13 protein-coding genes are annotated in these 13,149 nt (G+C 61.1%); 5 read left to right on the plus strand and 8 right to left on the minus strand.

Translation table 11 applies throughout. From position 1 onward, the window contains the following. The first annotated feature begins 18 nt into the window (after window positions 1-18). Window positions 19-1,395 (plus strand): L-serine ammonia-lyase, encoded by a 1,377-nt coding sequence (locus ACM530_RS12240; RefSeq protein WP_262209424.1) that lies wholly within the window; start codon window positions 19-21, stop codon window positions 1,393-1,395. A gap of 507 nt (window positions 1,396-1,902) precedes the next feature. Then, the gene (locus tag ACM530_RS12245) at window positions 1,903-3,006 is read left to right on the plus strand and encodes a GlxA family transcriptional regulator (RefSeq protein WP_005792167.1); all 1,104 of its coding nucleotides are present in this window, start codon (window positions 1,903-1,905) and stop codon (window positions 3,004-3,006) included. Window positions 3,007-3,156: 150 nt separating this feature from the next. Here ACM530_RS12245 and ACM530_RS12250 read toward each other — a convergent pair whose 3' ends face one another. The 6 genes from ACM530_RS12250 to ACM530_RS12275 all read right to left on the minus strand — a co-directional run bounded on the left by ACM530_RS12250 (window position 3,157) and on the right by ACM530_RS12275 (window position 8,575). Then, entirely contained in the window at window positions 3,157-3,420 is a 264-nt protein-coding gene (locus tag ACM530_RS12250) for a hypothetical protein (protein ID WP_416364850.1), read from the minus strand. Between the two features lie 367 nt (window positions 3,421-3,787). After that, window positions 3,788-4,948, minus strand: a complete 1,161-nt coding sequence (locus ACM530_RS12255) for a gamma-butyrobetaine dioxygenase (protein WP_416364851.1) — start codon at window positions 4,946-4,948, stop codon at window positions 3,788-3,790. A gap of 9 nt (window positions 4,949-4,957) precedes the next feature. Beyond that, complete coding sequence (locus tag ACM530_RS12260; protein WP_416364852.1) at window positions 4,958-5,437, minus strand: thioesterase family protein; 480 nt, start codon at window positions 5,435-5,437, stop codon at window positions 4,958-4,960. Between the two features lie 118 nt (window positions 5,438-5,555). Further along, on the minus strand, window positions 5,556-6,521 hold the full coding sequence (locus ACM530_RS12265; RefSeq protein WP_416364853.1) for an L-carnitine dehydrogenase: 966 nt from the start codon (window positions 6,519-6,521) through the stop codon (window positions 5,556-5,558). 144 nt (window positions 6,522-6,665) lie between these two features. Beyond that, on the minus strand, window positions 6,666-7,553 hold the full coding sequence (locus tag ACM530_RS12270) for a 3-keto-5-aminohexanoate cleavage protein (protein ID WP_119737554.1): 888 nt from the start codon (window positions 7,551-7,553) through the stop codon (window positions 6,666-6,668). A 77-nt stretch (window positions 7,554-7,630) separates the two neighbouring features. Further along, a complete protein-coding gene (locus ACM530_RS12275) occupies window positions 7,631-8,575 on the minus strand; it encodes a choline ABC transporter substrate-binding protein (protein ID WP_416364854.1) in 945 nt (314 codons plus the stop codon). Window positions 8,576-8,769: 194 nt separating this feature from the next. On the opposite strand from ACM530_RS12275, the gene ACM530_RS12280 reads away from it, so the two are divergent. Both ACM530_RS12280 and ACM530_RS12285 read left to right on the plus strand, forming a co-directional pair. After that, on the plus strand, window positions 8,770-9,714 hold the full coding sequence (locus ACM530_RS12280) for a GlxA family transcriptional regulator (RefSeq protein WP_106575597.1): 945 nt from the start codon (window positions 8,770-8,772) through the stop codon (window positions 9,712-9,714). Window positions 9,715-9,782: 68 nt separating this feature from the next. Then, window positions 9,783-10,949, plus strand: a complete 1,167-nt coding sequence (locus ACM530_RS12285) for an AAA family ATPase (protein ID WP_416364855.1) — start codon at window positions 9,783-9,785, stop codon at window positions 10,947-10,949. Window positions 10,950-11,073: 124 nt separating this feature from the next. Here ACM530_RS12285 and ACM530_RS12290 read toward each other — a convergent pair whose 3' ends face one another. Together ACM530_RS12290 and ACM530_RS12295 are read right to left on the minus strand one after the other, a co-directional pair. Then, a complete protein-coding gene (locus tag ACM530_RS12290) occupies window positions 11,074-11,490 on the minus strand; it encodes a DUF3010 family protein (protein WP_416364856.1) in 417 nt (138 codons plus the stop codon). 40 nt (window positions 11,491-11,530) lie between these two features. Continuing rightward, a complete protein-coding gene (locus tag ACM530_RS12295) occupies window positions 11,531-11,932 on the minus strand; it encodes a lysozyme inhibitor LprI family protein (protein ID WP_119737558.1) in 402 nt (133 codons plus the stop codon). Window positions 11,933-12,150: 218 nt separating this feature from the next. Here ACM530_RS12295 and ACM530_RS12300 point away from each other — a divergent pair, with 218 nt between their 5' ends. Beyond that, window positions 12,151-13,128 (plus strand): dipeptidase, encoded by a 978-nt coding sequence (locus ACM530_RS12300; protein ID WP_416364857.1) that lies wholly within the window; start codon window positions 12,151-12,153, stop codon window positions 13,126-13,128. The last annotated feature ends 21 nt before the right edge of the window (window positions 13,129-13,149 follow it).

The following is a 13,149-nucleotide window of genomic DNA, read 5'->3' on the forward strand; positions in this document are numbered from 1 at the left end:
TCGAGGAGTTCTACCGCAATGGCTATCAGTGTTTTCGACCTGTTCAAGATCGGCATCGGGCCTTCTAGTTCTCACACCGTCGGCCCCATGCGCGCCGCGGCGTTGTTCGTCCAGGCATTACGTGAACGTGAACTGTTGGAACAGGTCAGGCGTGTTGAAGTTCAGCTGTACGGCTCCTTGTCGGCCACCGGCATCGGCCACGGCAGCGACACCGCCACCATCATGGGCCTGATGGGCGAATGGCCGGACGCAATCGACCCGGCGCACATCGGCCTGCGTATTCATACCCTGCGCGAGACCGACACGCTCTTGCTCGACGGCCGCCTGCCGGTGCCCTTCGTCTGGGCGCGCGACATGCGCCTGCTCGACGAAAACCTGCCGTTTCACCCTAACGCCATGACCCTTGTGGTGTTCGGCGATGACGGCGAGCTGCACCGCGATACCTACTATTCGGTCGGCGGCGGTTTTGTGGTGGACCAAGCCCAGGCGCAAAGCGGCGTGGCGGATATGGACCGCACCGAGCTGCCGTACGATTTTTCCAGCGCTGTAGAGCTGTTGCAGCTGTGCAAAACCCATAACCTGCGCGTGGCCGAGTTGATGCTGGCCAACGAAAAGACCTGGCGCGGCGAAGAAGAAATCCGCAGCGGCCTGATGAAACTCTGGCGCGCCATGCAGGATTGCGTGGAGCAGGGCCTCAAGCACGAAGGCATCCTGCCCGGTGGTTTGAACGTGCGGCGCCGCGCCGCCAAGTTGCACCGCAGCTTGCAGGAGTTGAACAAGCCCAATGTGATTGGCTCGACCTTGAGCGCGATGGAGTGGGTCAACCTGTTCGCCCTGGCGGTGAATGAGGAAAACGCAGCGGGTGGGCGCATGGTTACTGCACCGACCAATGGCGCGGCGGGGATCATCCCGGCGGTGCTGCACTACTTCATGAAATTCAGCGACGAGGTGACCGAAGCCAACGTGGTCGACTATTTGCTCAGCGCGGCGGCCGTGGGAATTTTGTGCAAAAAGAACGCCTCCATCTCCGGCGCCGAAGTCGGCTGCCAGGGTGAAGTGGGTTCGGCGTGCGCCATGGCCGCGGCGGGGCTGGCGGAAATCCTTGGCGCCACGCCGGAACAATTGTGCAACGCCGCCGAAATCGGCCTGGAACACAACCTCGGCCTGACCTGCGACCCGGTGGGCGGGCTGGTGCAAGTGCCGTGCATCGAGCGCAACGCGATTGCCGCGGTAAAAGCCATCAACGCGGCGCAGATGGCGCTGCGTGGCGATGGCCAGCACTTTATCTCCCTGGACCGGGTGATCCGCACCATGCGCGATACCGGCGCGGACATGCACGACAAGTACAAGGAGACCTCGCGGGGCGGGTTGGCGGTGAGTGCTGTCGAGTGCTGAGACCGAGTTGCGGCTAATCGGGGGCAAGCCCCCTCCCACACTTGAAGGTATTCACAATTCAAAAGGTGGGAGGGGGCTTGCCCCCGATAGCGGTAGTCCGTCCAACACTGCTCATAAAGTGAACACCCGGACCCAAAAGCGCCACCTTTTAGCGCGTCGCAAACAGACAAGTAGCCCTCAGACGATTCCTCGCCCGACCACCCGTCACCTGTGCGTGCGGTGACAGACTTTTCCCACGCGCTCAAAGCGCCTTCCCATAAGTGCTACCGATCTGCTCACACCCCGTGAGCAGGCTCACTCCAACGGCCTTTTCGGGGCCTATCCCGCACTCCTTACGCGGGCTTATATAGACGCGTCATCAGGTCGTTTTCAGGAGTTATTGAATGGCCATTCAATTTTAGGCATGGCATTTGCTCTATCAATTCAAAGCCTCTCCTTTCCAGGGTGAGCGCAATAACAAGAGCCTCGCCTGAGGCCATCACCCGCTTTGTGTGAGGAGATACCGCGATGACGTCGTTCAACTCCGGGGCTCAACCCCAGAACCGTGCGCCTCAATCCATCGGCTTTTTGCTGCTGGACAATTTCACGCTGATTTCCCTGGCCTCGGCAGTGGAACCGCTGCGCATGGCCAACCAGCTGTCCGGCCGCGAGCTGTATCGCTGGACAACCCTGAGTGTCGACGGCAACCAGGTGTGGGCCAGCGACGGCCTGCAAATCACCCCCGATGCCTCCATGCACAAAGCCCCGGCCCTGGACACTGTGATCGTGTGCGGCGGCGTGGGAATCCAGCGTACCGTTACCCGTGAGCACGTCTCGTGGCTGCAAAGCCAGGCGCGTCAGTCGCGTCGTCTTGGCGCGGTGTGCACCGGCAGTTGGGCCCTGGCCTGCGCCGGTTTGCTCGACGGTTTTGATTGCAGCGTGCACTGGGAATGCCTGGCGTCGATGCAGGAAGCCTTCCCGCGCGTGGCCATGAGCACGCGCCTGTTTACCCTCGACCGCAATCGCTTCACCAGCTCTGGCGGCACCGCGCCGCTGGACATGATGCTGCACCTGATCAGCCGCGACCACGGCCGTGAATTGTCCGCCGCCATCTCCGAAATGTTTGTGTACGAACGCATCCGCAACGAACAGGATCACCAGCGCGTGCCGCTCAAGCACATGCTCGGCACCAACCAGCCGAAGCTGCAGGAAATCGTCGCGCTGATGGAAGCCAACCTCGAAGAGCCGATCGACCTGGACGAGCTGGCGGTGTACGTCGCCGTGTCGCGTCGTCAGCTGGAGCGGTTGTTCCAGAAATACCTGCACTGCTCGCCGTCGCGCTACTACCTCAAGCTGCGCCTGATTCGTGCACGGCAGTTGCTCAAGCAAACGCCGATGTCGATCATCGAAGTGGCCTCGGTGTGCGGGTTTGTGTCCACGCCGCACTTCTCCAAGTGCTACCGCGAATACTTCGGCATTCCGCCGCGCGATGAGCGCGTAGGGTCCAACACTACCCAGCAAGTGGCGATGATGCCGATTCCGCAGGCGCTGGTGTTGTCACCGTTGTCCGGGCCGATGTCGGCGTTGAGCCAGGCCAGGAACGAGTCGACGTTTGCGAGTGTAAGGCTCTAACCCAACCTGGTGGCGAGCGGGCTTGCCCCGCGTTGGGCTGCGCAGCGGCCCCAAAACCGCGTGTTGAGGTTCGTCTAATACACCGCATTGCCTGGAATGGGGCTGCTGCGCAGCCCAACGCGGGACAAGCCCGCTCGCCACAGGGGATTGTCAGGCGCCGGAGTTCTGCTTGAACTGCACCAAAGCAGGCAACAACTGCTTGTCGATCGCCTGGCGCACAGCCGGCAAGATCGTCGCACTGCCGGTGTACATCTGTTCCACCATGCCCTTGAGCGCCTTGGCCCGCGCAGCGCTCAAACCACGTACCGCGCACTCGCAAGCCTGCTCGGCGGTGGCACCGCTGGCGACTTCAAAACCCAGCGAGCGCAGTTGGCCCAGCAGGTCATCCTGGTCAATCAAATCCGCGTGCATCATGACGTTCATCCTGGTGTAGGGAGCGGGGACTGACTGGGATTCTGGTAGGCCCCCGGCCGGTCGGCAAGGGCAGAATTGACGAATGGCTCATATGGCTATGAGCAGGTCGTTTTCGGGTCATTTACCGACAGAAGTAATAGGCACACTGAATGCCAGGCACGCAGCTTGAAGGTTTGGTCACCCTCGGGATGTCACGCTCACACCAAGCACTCTGCCCCGGTCTTGTCACGGCTTGATCGGGGCTTTTTTTGCCTGGGTTTTGTGGTGACTGCACTGGCCTCATCGCAGGCAAGCCAGCTCCCACCTTTTGAGTTGTGAACGCCGTCAAATGTGGGAGCGGGCTTGCCCGCGATGGCCGCGCCGCCGTCTACCGCTGCAACACCAGAATCCGCGAGAGCAACTCATCCCGATCGATGTAACACCCCTGGAAATGCCGCGCCCCGGAAGCCGGGTCAAACGCATTGCGCGCATGCAAGGTGCGGCGGTTATCAAAGCACCACAACTCCCCCGGATTCAGCCGTTTGACCAGCCTGAAACGGTCCTCGCGGGTCATCGCAATAAAGCGCCGATACGCGCGATACAACAACGGCATCTGCTCCACCGGCGCCTCGAACGGCCCGCGCAGAAAGTTGGCCATGCGGATTTCCGCCACGTCACCCAAGGCATCCAGCGCAATGATCGGCGCCAGGCGGCGGTAGTCGCTGTGACGGTCTTTATTGCGAAACTCCACGGGGATTTCACACAACGCACGAAACGCTTCAGGGGCCTCGCTGCGCAGTGCATGGGCGATGGCGAACCCGTCGACAAAAATGCTCTCGCCGCCCGTGGCCTCGTTCACCAGGCAATGCAGAAATTGCAGTCCCGGCTGCAGCTCGCGCGTGGGCAAATCGCTGTGCAACGGCAGGTTGAAAGCGGTGTAGGCATTGCTGTCGGCATCGGCCTTGGACTGCACGTTGAACAGCACGCCAAAGTTGCTCTCGCGGATAAACGAAATGCGCTTGGCGATCAGCGCCAGCGAGCCAGGTTCGGTGGGCACGCCACGGATTTGCGTGAGGCCCGAGTCACGCAAGGCCAGCAACCATTGCAGCAAGATGTTCGGGTCCTCCATCACGCCTGCGTAGTCGAAAACGGGCAACACGAAGGTGCTGTCCCATCGCTGCGATGCTGGTTTGGCTGCACGGCGTTCGGCGCGTGATTCGTCGTCATAGGCATGGGCCCGCAACCAGCCCGGATCGTAGTGGCTGCGATGGCCGCCGCTCCATTGCACACTCAGGCATCCCTGATCGATCTGCGCGCTGACGGCAGTCAGGTGTTCGTCCACATCGACAATCTCGAACACCTGCTCGCGGGTCACGCTGTACACGCATTGCGTGCACGGGCAGTTGTCGCGCAGCCACTGATGATGAAACGGGCTCACCCGGCCATCGGCCCATCGCACGCGTAGCTGATCGGTCAGCACCTGCACCTCGGCGAGGTCGCTGATGGTTGGGTAAATACGAAAATCGGCAACAGCGGCGGCGGTTTGCATGGGGGCTCCTTATTGTTTTTTGGGCGGCAATCCAATCACGCGGCCGAGGAGGGCGGGGCGTGGCAACTCGGCCTGCTGCGCGCTGATCGCGCTGAGTTTTTCCAGGGTGGCCTCGGTGAACGGCGCCGAATGCGGACCGGCGACGTCGACGTGCAGCAGCATCTGTTCGTTGCCGGCCAGCGCCTTCTCCTCACCGACCAGGTGCAGGCTGTGATAGAGGTGCAGGCGTTTGGCATCGTGGGCGATCAGCTGAGTGCGCACCTCGACCTCGGCACCGAGTTTCACCTCACGCAGGTAGTTCAGGTGCAGTTCCAACGTGAACAGTGAATGGCCGCTGGCCTCACGGTTTTCACTGTCCAGACCCAGGGTGTCCATCAGCGCGTCGGTGGCGTAGCTGAAAATCAACAGGTAGAACGCATCGCGCAGGTGGCCGTTGTAATCCACCCAGTCGGGCTGGATCTTTGTGGTGTAGGTGGTGAGTGCTGGCATCACATAAATTCCGGCTATGTACTCGGTTAAATGTGGGAGCTGGCTTGCCTGCGATGGCGGCGGTGAGTCGTACACCGCTGTCGCAGGTAAGCCAGCCCCCACAGGAAATCAACAGCAGTTACTCGGCGAAGCTCATACCGTGCTTGGCTTTGGTGGTCTTCACCGCCTCCAGCACCGCCAACAGGCAATCATCACGATAGCGCTCCAGCGCCGAAATGCTGTGTGTGCCCAACTGATTGCTGGTGCCATCGACCACATCGTCGATCAACTTGTCGGTCAACTCCGGTGCCGGCAAATACGTCCACGGCAACTGCAGCGCCGGGCCGAACTGCGCCATGAAGTGGCGCATACCGGCATCGCCGCCCGCCAGCGTGTAGGTGAGGAAGGTGCCCATGAACGACCAGCGCAAGCCGGCGCCAAAGCGGATCGCATCGTCGATTTCGCCGGTGGTCGCCACTCCGTCATTCACCAGGTGCAGCGCCTCACGCCACAGCGCTTCGAGCAAGCGGTCAGCGATAAACCCCGGCACTTCCTTACGCACATGCAGCGGGCGCATGCCAAGGGATTCATACACCGTGATCGCCGCCTGTATCGCTTCGGGCGCGGTGTTTTGGCCGCCCACCACTTCCACCAGCGGCAGCAGGTAAACCGGGTTGAACGGGTGGCCGACCACGCAGCGTTCCGGGTGGGTGGAACCTTCGTAGAACTCACTCGGCAACAGACCCGAAGTACTCGACCCAATCAGTGCATTCGGCTTGGCCGCTGCGCTGATTTTGCTGTGCAGTTCCAGTTTCAGATCCAGGCGTTCCGGGGCGCTTTCCTGGATGAAGTCGGCGTCTTTCACGCACGCTTCAATAGTGTCGACAAAGCGCAGGCGGTCTTGGGATGCACCCGGTGCCAGGCCTTGTTTCTCCAAGGCGCCCCAGGCATTGGCGACGCGTTTGCGCAGGGCCGCTTCGGCACCGGGCGCCGGGTCCCAGGCGATTACATCCAGGCCGTGGGCGAGGGCGCGGGACACCCAGCCGCTGCCGATAACGCCACTGCCGAGGGCGGCGAAGGTTTTGATTTCGGTGATAAAGCGCATGTCGACGTTCCCTGAATAATTCGGTGATCAATGTGGGAGCTGGCTTGCCTGCGATTGCGGTGTGTCAGTTGGAGTATTCGGTGCTGGTGTACCGCTATCGCGGGCAAGCCCGACTCCCACAGGGTGCAGTAGTGTTTGGAAAAATTAGCCGCGCTTGGTCAGGCCCATCTTGATTCGGCCTTGCGCCGGGGTCATGACCCGCGCGCCCAGGCGGCTGAGGATTTCACTCGCGCGTTCCACCAGTTGGCCGTTGGTGGCGAGCACGCCCTTGTCCAGCCACAGGTTGTCTTCCAGGCCGACTCGCACGTTGCCGCCCAGCAGCACCGCTTGGGCCGCCATCGGCATTTGCATGCGGCCGATACCGAAGCCGGCCCACACCGCGTCGGCGGGCAGGTTGTCGACCATGGCTTTCATGGTGGTGGTGTCGGCCGGCGCGCCCCAGGGGATGCCCAGGCACAGTTGGAACAGCGGGTTGTCGAGCAGGCCTTCCTTGATCATCTGCTTGGCGAACCACAGGTGGCCGGTGTCGAAAATTTCCAGCTCAGCCTTAACGCCCAGTTCCTGAATGCGCTTGGCGCCAGCACGCAGCTGGGCCGGGGTGGACACGTAAATGGTGTCGCCATCGCCAAAGTTCAGCGTGCCGCAGTCCAGGGTGCAGATTTCCGGCAGCAGCTCTTCAACGTGCGCCAGGCGCGTCAGCGGGCCGACCAGGTCGGTGTTGGGGCCGAACTCCATCGGGTTCTCGCCGCCGCCGATTTCCAGGTCGCCGCCCATGCCGGCGGTGAGGTTGACGATGATGTCGATGTCGGCCTCGCGGATGCGCTCCATCACTTCGCGGTACAGCGCGACGTCGCGGCTGAACTTGCCGGTTTGCGGATCACGCACGTGGCAGTGCACCACGGTGGCGCCCGCCTTGGCGGCCTCCACGGCGGCGGCGGCGATTTGTTTGGGAGTGACCGGCACGTGTGGGCTTCTGCCGGTCGTGTCGCCAGCACCGGTGAGTGCGCAGGTGATGATGACGTCGTGGTTCATGAGTCGGTTCCTTACAGGCGGGCGTAGTGATGCCGTTCGCAGCCCACAGCGGCTGCGACACGGTGATTCGAATAGGGTTATTTGCTGGTCAGTTGCAGGTTGGCCGCGGCGGGCTTGCCGTCGAAGGTGGTCACGCCTTCAAGCCAGCGCTGCTGGTCTTGCGGGTGGTCCTTGAGCCACTGCTTGGCGGACTCAATGGCGTCCTTGTGATCCAGCAACGGCTGCATCATCCGGCTCTCGTCGGCGGCGGTGAAGGTCAGGTTGGTCAGCAGCTTGTGCACGTTCGGGCACTGTTCGGCGTAGGTCGGCGACGTGACGCTCCACACCGTGGCCATGCCTTCGTTCGGGCCCAGGGCATCGTCGCTGCCGGTGAGGTAGGTCATCGCGACGTTGACGTTCATCGGGTGTGGCGCCCAGCCAAAGAACACTACGGCTTCCTTGCGGCGTACCGCGCGGTCGACGGCGGCGAGCATGCCGGCTTCGCTGGACTCCACCAGCTGGAATTTGCCCAGGCCGAACTGGTTCTTGGCAATCATCGCCTTGATCTGGGTGTTGGCGCCCGAGCCCGGCTCGATGCCGTAGATCTTGCCGCCCAGTTCCTTCTCGAATTTGGCGATGTCGGCGAAGGTTTTCAGGCCCTTGTTCGCCAGGTAAGTCGGCACGGCGAGGGTGGCGCGCGCGTCTTCCAGGCTGGGTTTCTCGAGGACTTTGACTTGCTTGGCGTCGACGAATGGCGTGATGGTCTGGGTCATCAGCGGGTTCCAGTAACCCAGGAACAGGTCCAGGCGTTGGTCGCGAATGCCGGCGAAGATGATTTGCTGGGACGCGCTGGTCTGTTTGGTCTTGTAGCCGAGGCCGTCGAGCAACACTTGGGTCATGGCGCTGGTGGCGATCACGTCGGTCCAGTTCACCACGCCCATGCGCACGTTTTGGCAAGACGCCGCATCGGCTGCCATCACGTGGGTGCTCAAAATGGCGCTGGCGCTGAGTGCAAGCACGCAGCGGCTGATCAGTCGGTTCATGGTGGATCCCTCGGCAGGTCGTTATTGTGGGTTCCGGCGTCTTTGTGCGCCGTGGGATCAAGTTACGCAGCTTGAGGGGCGGCAAAGCGCACGGCGGCGACCAGCTCTTGCACTGCAGCGACCTGTGCTCTTGAATGGCCGGTTGAACTGGCGTATCACAGTGACCACGCTGCCCGTCCTACGAGAGCGCCACCATGTCCCAGGATTTCTACTTTCTGCTGATGCCGGGTTTCTCGGCCATCGGCTTTATCTCTGCGCTGGAACCGCTGCGCGTGGCCAACCGCTTTCGCGGCGAGCTGTACCGCTGGCACGTGCTGAGCGCCGACGGCGGAGCGGTGTTGGCGAGCAATGGCATGTCGGTCAACGCCGACGCCGCATTGGAGCCGCTGAAAAAAGGCGCGACGCTGATGGTGGTCGCCGGCTTCGAACCCTTGAAGTTCACCACGCCCGCGCTGGAGCACTGGCTGCGCCGCCTCGACCACGACGGCGTCACCCTTGGCGCCATCGACACGGGCGCCTGTGTGCTCGCTGAGGCCGGCTTGCTCGATGGCCACCGCCTCACGCTGCACTGGGAAGCCATCGATGCGTTCAAGGAGTCTTATCCACAGCTCACCGTGACCCAGGAGCTGTTCGAAATCGACCGCCGTCGCATCACCTGCGCGGGCGGCACGGCGTCCATCGACCTGATGCTCGACCTGATCGCCCAGGCCCACGGCCCGGACCTGGCGATTCAGGTTTCCGAACAATTCGTGCTCGGCCGCATCCGCCCACGCAAAGACCACCAGCGCATGCAGATCGCCACGCGCTACGGCATCAACAACAAGAAGCTGGTGCAAGTGATCGGTGAAATGGAACAACACACCGAACCGCCGCTGACCACCCTGGCATTGGCCGAGGCGATCAAAGTCACCCGGCGCCAGTTGGAGCGGTTGTTTCGTCTGCATCTGAACGACACACCAAGCAATTTCTACCTCGGCCTACGCCTGGAAAAAGCCCGGCAGCTATTGCGTCAGAGCGACATGAGTGTGCTGGAGGTGAGTATTGCGTGCGGGTTTGAGTCGCCGTCGTATTTCACGCGCAGCTATCGGGCGCGGTTTGCCAAGTGCCCAAGGGAGGATCGGCGACGGGAGGTGGTTTGACGGGTAATTATAGTCAATTATACTCGCTACTATAATTTATAGTCCTTTCCATAATTGAGTATAAAAGCATGTCGAAGAACAGCGGCTTCGTATTCCGCCGCCCCGCCCTGGCAGGCAGCATTGCCGACGGTTTGGTGGGGGCCGGTATTCAGGATTTTACCTCTGGCCTGTTTCTCGCGGCGCCGCGCCGCACCGGCAAAAGCACCTTTTTGCGTGAAGACCTGATCCCCGAGTGCGAGCTGCGGGGTTGGCTGACGGTGTATGTCGATCTCTGGGCCGATAAAGAGAAAGATCCGGCGGAGTTGATCGCCAGCGCCATTGCCGCTGCGCTGGTGCCTTATGAAAAGGGCATTCGCAAACTCGCCAAGAACATCGGCATCGAGAAACTAAGCTTTCTGCGCACCCTGTCCTGGGACTTCACCAAGCCACAATTGCCCGTCGGTGCAACACTGACCCAAGCCCTGGAGTTGCTGCACAGCGCCGCGGAAAAACCCGTGGTGCTGGTGATTGACGAAGCGCAGCATGCTTTAACCACCGAGTCCGGTATTAACGCGATGTTCGCGTTGAAAGCCGCCCGGGATCAGCTCAACCAAGGCCGTGACGAAGAGGGCAGCGGCTTGCGCCTGGTGTTCACCGGCTCCAACCGCGACAAGCTCGCACATTTGGTCCTCGGCAAAAGCCAGCCGTTCTTCGGCTCCAGCATCACGCCGTTTCCCTTGCTCGGCAAAGCGTTCACCCAAGCCTACACCGCGCACCTCAACGCGCATTTGGCCAGCACCAATCAATTCGATGCGGCGGATATCGACGAGGCCTTCGAGCTGGTAGGCCGTCGCCCCGAGATGCTGCGCACCATTATTGGCGAAGTGGCGCTGGAGCTGGGCGAAGCGAGCAACTTGGGCCAGTTGCTGCACAGTCGTGCTGAATTCCTGCGCGCGGGCGTGTGGACGGAGTTCGAAAGCGCCTGGAACAACCTCACCATCCCCCAGCGCGCCGTGTTGGAGGTGATGGTGGAGCGTTCGCAGAACAACGAACCCTTTGCGCCGTTCACCGACAGCACCCTCACAGCGGTGAGCAAAGCGCTGGAGGACATGGGCAGCGATGTGGTGCCGGGCACCCAGACCATTCAGGCGTGCATCGATGCTTTGCGCGACAAGGAGCTGGTGTGGAAGTCGAGCCGGGGCGGCTATGCCCTGGAAGACAAATCCTTCGGGGATTGGCTGCTGCACAAGCGCTGAAGCGCACCACAAAACCAATGTGGGAGGGGGCTTGCCCCCGATAGCGGTGGGTCAGCAGCCTATAAGTGACTGAAACACCGACATCGGGGGCAAGCCCCCTCCCACATTTGATAGGCGTCGTGGCTTATTTCTTTACCAGCGCCGAACACGCCGCCTTGTAGGCCTCATGCTGATACTTGTTCAGCGAAGCGGGCAGATCAAAATTGTGCTTCTTGTTCTGCGCATTGATGGTCTGCGGCGACAGCAGTGTCACCTCAACCCCCTCCAGCAGCTGAAACACGCCTTCAATCTTGAACGTGGTCGGGCCACCGGCGAACTCGCCTTTCTTGCTGCGCTTCTTGATCGCGATGCGGGTGATGGCGTTTGCCTGCACAAACGCTTTCACCTGCGCGGCGAAGGCTTTGACGTTGGCTGCCTCATCGTCGTCTTCCAGGGCGATTTTCTTGGTGGCCAGGGCGACGTGGGTCAGCGCCTGGTTGTCCAGGGAGGCGACAGCGATGATGGCTTCGCTGCCTTTGATTTCGATGCCGCAGATAGTCATGAATGGCCTTGATACAGAGGAAAGTGGCAGAGATTGTCGCTTATTCCTGCCCGATCGACTCCAAAAACTCCGACCGCTCATCACTCATCCGCGCCAGGCAGTCATTGAGTTGAATCGCGTATTCCTTGCTGCCGTTGACTGCCGGGAAGGTGTCCACTGCGCAATCGGCGTCACGCAGTTTTTCCCACTTTTGCTGAGCATCCTTCAGACGAGCGGTAATGTCGGCCAGTTGCGACTTGTTGCTGCCATAGGTCGAACCCATGCGTTCCAGCAGGCCTTGATAGTTGTCTTTGAGCAATTGTTCAGCGGTGGTTTTGTTGTAAGTGGCGCATTCCAGGGTTTGTTTGTCGTTTTCGATGCCATCGCAGGGCGTGTTGTCGGTGTCTTCGGCCGCGTGGACGCCGGTTGCGATGAGTGCCAAAGCCAGGAAAATCGATTTCATTGCGCCGTCTCATATCAGGTGATGCGGAATTCTGGCTCAAGCGTAAGACAAAGAACAGTCGTCAGTCAGACGTGTCATGTAGGCCTTTGTCGCAGATTGACGCTTTCGGCAATTCCCCTGTCGTTTTTGCACCCGGTTCGTTCAGCCCCTGGGCATATGCTGGCCCCAAAGCGCCGGCAGACGATTCGGCGCATGAATCGCCAATAAGGGGACGCCTGATGAGCCCAGCGCAATTGCACGCCGACAGCATCGTTATCGACGGGCTGATCATTGCCAAGTGGAACCGCGACCTGTTCGAGGACATGCGCAAAGGTGGGCTGACCGCCGCCAACTGCACCGTGTCGGTGTGGGAAGGCTTCCAGGCCACGATCAATAACATCGTGGCCAGCCAGACCCTGATCCGTGAGAACAGCGACCTGGTGATCCCGGTGAAAACCACCGCCGACATCCGCAAAGCCAAGGAACAGGGCAAAACCGGCATCATCTTCGGCTTCCAGAACGCCCATGCGTTTGAAGACCAGCTGGGCTACGTCGAGATCTTCAAGCAGCTCGGGGTGGGCGTGGTGCAGATGTGCTACAACACCCAAAACCTGGTCGGCACCGGTTGCTACGAGCGCGATGGCGGCCTGTCGGGTTTTGGCCGTGAAGTCGTCGGCGAGATGAACCGCGTCGGCATCATGTGCGACCTGTCCCACGTCGGCTCCATGACCAGCGAAGAAGTCATCCTCGAATCGAAAAAGCCGGTGTGCTACTCCCACTGCCTGCCGTCCGGCCTGAAAGAGCACCCGCGCAACAAGTCCGATGAAGAGCTGAAGTTCATCGCCGACCACGGCGGTTTTGTCGGTGTGACCATGTTCGCGCCATTCCTGGCCAAGGGCATCGATTCGACCATCGATGACTACGCCGAAGCCATCGAATACACCATGAACATCGTCGGCGAAGACGCCATCGGCATCGGTACCGACTTCACCCAGGGCCATGGCCAGGATTTCTTCGAAATGCTGACCCATGACAAGGGCTACGCCCGCCGCCTGACCAGCTTCGGCAAGATCATCAACCCGCTGGGCATCCGCACCGTGGGCGAGTTCCCCAACCTCACCGAGACCCTGCTCAAGCGCGGCCACAGCGAGCGCGTGGTGCGCAAGATCATGGGCGAAAACTGGGTCAACGTCCTCAAGGACGTCTGGGGCGAATAAGCCACCGCCAACACTTCTTTT

It is taken from the genome of Pseudomonas sp. NFX183 (assembly GCF_047943075.1).
GTDB lineage: Bacteria > Pseudomonadota > Gammaproteobacteria > Pseudomonadales > Pseudomonadaceae > Aquipseudomonas.

What these genes read in the sequence shown, in the direction of transcription:
- ACM530_RS12240 (WP_262209424.1), top strand. Translation starts at nt 19, where the DNA reads ATGGCTATCAGTGTTTTCGACCTGTTCAAGATCGGCATCGGGCCTTCT.
- ACM530_RS12245 (WP_005792167.1), top strand. Translation starts at nt 1,903, where the DNA reads ATGACGTCGTTCAACTCCGGGGCTCAACCCCAGAACCGTGCGCCTCAA.
- ACM530_RS12250 (WP_416364850.1), bottom strand. Translation starts at nt 3,420, where the DNA reads ATGATGCACGCGGATTTGATTGACCAGGATGACCTGCTGGGCCAACTG.
- ACM530_RS12255 (WP_416364851.1), bottom strand. Translation starts at nt 4,948, where the DNA reads ATGCAAACCGCCGCCGCTGTTGCCGATTTTCGTATTTACCCAACCATC.
- ACM530_RS12260 (WP_416364852.1), bottom strand. Translation starts at nt 5,437, where the DNA reads ATGCCAGCACTCACCACCTACACCACAAAGATCCAGCCCGACTGGGTG.
- ACM530_RS12265 (WP_416364853.1), bottom strand. Translation starts at nt 6,521, where the DNA reads ATGCGCTTTATCACCGAAATCAAAACCTTCGCCGCCCTCGGCAGTGGC.
- ACM530_RS12270 (WP_119737554.1), bottom strand. Translation starts at nt 7,553, where the DNA reads ATGAACCACGACGTCATCATCACCTGCGCACTCACCGGTGCTGGCGAC.
- ACM530_RS12275 (WP_416364854.1), bottom strand. Translation starts at nt 8,575, where the DNA reads ATGAACCGACTGATCAGCCGCTGCGTGCTTGCACTCAGCGCCAGCGCC.
- ACM530_RS12280 (WP_106575597.1), top strand. Translation starts at nt 8,770, where the DNA reads ATGTCCCAGGATTTCTACTTTCTGCTGATGCCGGGTTTCTCGGCCATC.
- ACM530_RS12285 (WP_416364855.1), top strand. Translation starts at nt 9,783, where the DNA reads ATGTCGAAGAACAGCGGCTTCGTATTCCGCCGCCCCGCCCTGGCAGGC.
- ACM530_RS12290 (WP_416364856.1), bottom strand. Translation starts at nt 11,490, where the DNA reads ATGACTATCTGCGGCATCGAAATCAAAGGCAGCGAAGCCATCATCGCT.
- ACM530_RS12295 (WP_119737558.1), bottom strand. Translation starts at nt 11,932, where the DNA reads ATGAAATCGATTTTCCTGGCTTTGGCACTCATCGCAACCGGCGTCCAC.
- ACM530_RS12300 (WP_416364857.1), top strand. Translation starts at nt 12,151, where the DNA reads ATGAGCCCAGCGCAATTGCACGCCGACAGCATCGTTATCGACGGGCTG.